The organism is Nitrospira sp. BLG_2 (genome assembly GCF_049222245.1).
This window is the reverse complement of the sequence record NZ_JBLYIG010000269.1, coordinates 1-3,036: the sequence shown is the minus strand read 5'-3', so window position 1 is coordinate 3,036 and position 3,036 is coordinate 1. Positions and strand designations below refer to the sequence as shown.

Annotated in this window: 3 protein-coding genes and 1 pseudogene; all 4 read left to right on the top strand. The window is 57.5% G+C overall.

Going from position 1 to position 3,036, the window contains the following annotated elements; translation table 11 throughout:
- Nucleotides 1–249 (top strand): annotated as a pseudogene (locus tag ACOSYY_RS07480) (glycogen debranching N-terminal domain-containing protein); the annotation flags it as partial.
- Nucleotides 250–566: 317 nt separating this feature from the next.
- The gene (locus ACOSYY_RS07475; RefSeq protein ID WP_421661639.1) at nt 567–1,016 is read left to right on the top strand and encodes an HPF/RaiA family ribosome-associated protein; all 450 of its coding nucleotides are present in this window, start codon (nt 567–569) and stop codon (nt 1,014–1,016) included.
- A 221-nt stretch (nt 1,017–1,237) separates the two neighbouring features.
- Nucleotides 1,238–2,140 (top strand): universal stress protein, encoded by a 903-nt coding sequence (locus ACOSYY_RS07470; RefSeq protein WP_421661638.1) that lies wholly within the window; start codon nt 1,238–1,240, stop codon nt 2,138–2,140.
- 143 nt (nt 2,141–2,283) lie between these two features.
- Complete coding sequence (locus tag ACOSYY_RS07465) at nt 2,284–2,727, top strand: cupredoxin domain-containing protein (RefSeq protein ID WP_421661637.1); 444 nt, start codon at nt 2,284–2,286, stop codon at nt 2,725–2,727.
- Nucleotides 2,728–3,036 lie beyond the last annotated feature (309 nt).

Here is a 3,036-nt window from a genome sequence, read left to right as displayed (position 1 = left end):
GTGTTTCACCTTCTCCGGGCAATCCTTGGGCTTGAGGCCGATGCGCCCAAAAGAACACTTTACCTCGACCCCATGCTTCCACCGTGGCTGCCGGATCTTACGGTTCGTCAGCTCAGGGTCGGCAAGGCGACGCTCGATCTTCGATTTTGGCGGGAAGGGACGGTTACCAGACATGAGGTACTTGCCAGGCAGGGCGACGTGCAAGTCGAGGCGCGCACATCCCGAACGAATGGTTATCGGACGCAATGACGGGTGTTAGAACGGCGCAAGATGCTGAATCGCACTGCATTTCTTATTCGGCCTAGGAATGTCCCTAGTTCATGAAATGTCCTGTTGTGGTAGGGCTCATCCATCAATCTCGGTTACCTCATGGTTCATTGACGTCAACTCAGAAGAACACCCGCGAAACGAAGCCGCACACATACGAGATCGGGCGGACAGGAACGTTGCGGCAGTCTCTGATCGCTTGCATGTCGGTCAGGAGCCGAACGGGGCCAAATTATCGCCTTGCCCAATGAAGGGGCATGGCCGGGGGAATCACGGGAATCCAATAGGGGAGGGAAGATATGAAAACAACACGGCGTCGGCGCAGCTCTTCACGTTCACGGTTCCCGGGCTGGGTTCCCAAGGCGGATAAGCGGAAATCCGGCCGTGGAGATGTACAGTTGGTTCCGGCTCACATCCGAGTGCTCGGCATAGATCTCAGCAAGGACCAACGAGCGTACATCCGGCAAAGATTGAGTAGGAAGCTCAAAAAATTTGCCGATGCTATCGAACGGGTAAGTGTGCGTGTGAAGGATGTCAATGGCCCTCGCGGTGGCACCGATAAAGTGTGCCGGATCAAAGTGGTCCTCAGCAACCTTCCGAGCGTGGTGTTCGAAGCGCAAGACGCAGCTCTCGATGTTGCGGTCGGCAGCGCTCTTGACGGGACGGAGCGTGCCGTGCGCCGAAGCGTTCAACGCAGGCGCATGAAACCGATCAAGGTCGGAACGCGTCCGAAAGCCCGGCTCAATTGACCATGCGGATGGAAGACATCTTGAATGTCCGCATGAGAGCATCTCATCATGTAGAAACCGAGTGCCTTGAATCACCGCCGTGCGGCGATCGAAACGGCGGCATCGGCGCGTGTGGTCGCGCAAGACAAAAGAGGCGTCGTCGGAATCGTCGTTGAATCGGATAGACCACGCAGAGTGCCCGAACCGTCCGAATGCCTTGGAGATAATCGATGGATCGCTCAATGATGAACCGGATCGTATGTGCCACGGATTTTTCCGAATGCGCAGGCAAAGCTCAGGACTATGCCGTTTTTCTGACCCGGGCGTATGAGGCCAAGCTCCATGTCGTCCATGTGCCGGAAAGCCCGCTCTGGTATGGATCAAACGCGGCGACTATCTTGTACCTGGAGCAAGCGCAGAAGGAGGGAGAACGGCGCCTGGCGGACATCGAGCAGCAGTTGATACAGGAGGGGCTGACTGATGTGGAAGCGCGGCAGGTGGTCGGCATTCCGAGTGAACAGATCAAAAAGGCGGCCCAAGACATCGCGGCGGATATGGTCGTGGTCGGAACGCGGGGGCGCACCGGCTTGGAGGTGATCCTGCTTGGCAGCACGGCCGATCGTGTCATCAGAGACGCGCCGTGCCCTGTTCTGGCGGTTCCGATGACCACCGTGACACCATCGATCCGTCACGTAATGGCCCCGCTGGATTTCTCCAGTCCGTCTCTTGATGCGGTCGAGTATGCCATTCAAGTGGCAAACCACTTCGGCGCCAAGATGACGCTCGTCCATGTCTTGGAACCGATGTACTATGATGCCGAGCCGGGATTGCAATCCATGGAGGCAAAGTGGGTACATTGGCGGGCGCAACTGGAGCAGCTCGCCGGATTGATAAGCTCTTTCGGCTTGGCGACCGGAACGGTCATCCGTGGCGGTGTGCCGGCCGATTCGATCCTCGACAGCGCAAGAGAGCAGGGATGCGATCTTATCGTGATGGGCACGCATGGACGGCGAGGGTGGGCGCGACTCCGCCTCGGCAGTGTCGCCGAAGCAGTCATCCGTCAAGCGCCTTGTCCCGTTCTGACCATCAAGAGTCCGAAGTTTGAACCGGGACACCGCCGTGTCGTCCCACAGAGCGTGGATTGACGGAAGGATCGATAGTGTGAAGCGTGAACCGCGCGAAAACGAACGGTCGCGCAACCGTCACGGGTCCATTATTTCGGAGATCGACCGCCAAAAAGTAGAATACAGCCTGCTCCTTCATGAGCAGCAATTGGGGAGGGTATCGCATGAGGAATTCCTTGTCTTCCGGTTGGATGCCGCTGATCGTGATGAGTATCCTGTCTCCTGTGCTGACCTGCCTATGGGTCGATGATAGTTCGCCGGCGTCGGGAGCGCAGGAGCAACGCATTGAGATCACAATCCGGGACAATACGTTTTTGCGGACCAAGACCGCGCCGATTCATCCGGGATTCCCTATCGTCATCGTCATCCGGAACGAAGACAATATCCGCCATGGATTCACGTCCTCGATGCTGGCCGGCCTCGCTGTTCACAGCGAAGGAGAGGGCATCGAATCGTATGGCAAGGGAATAGACGGTTTCTATGTAGGTCCCGGAAAGACGTTGACGATTCGATTTATCGCTCAGCAGCAGGGGCGGTTCACCTTTCAATGCGATCTGCACCGCGATCTCAAAGGAGAGATCTATCTCCTGGAGGTTCCGATTGCCTAACCAATGCTCGCGGAGCCTTGGATACATGGCCACGTGCTAGTCGCATAGTGCCACGGTGGAGATCGGGCAAATATTGAGGCGGATCGAGGCGAAGGGGCACGCGGGCAGTGCGCCGAATCCTGCCAAAGGCATAGGGGAGGGATGAGCTGAGCTCTGGCGCGGCGCCACGCACGTGGACGTCGGCTTCAAGCCCCCGATCGGTAGCAGCTTCCGGCAATCGCCTTCCCATGCCTCGTTAGTCTGCCACTCTTGTTAAGAACACTGTTCATACACATTTCCTTGTAGTTGTGGAGGCGCCCCGTGCGTCTT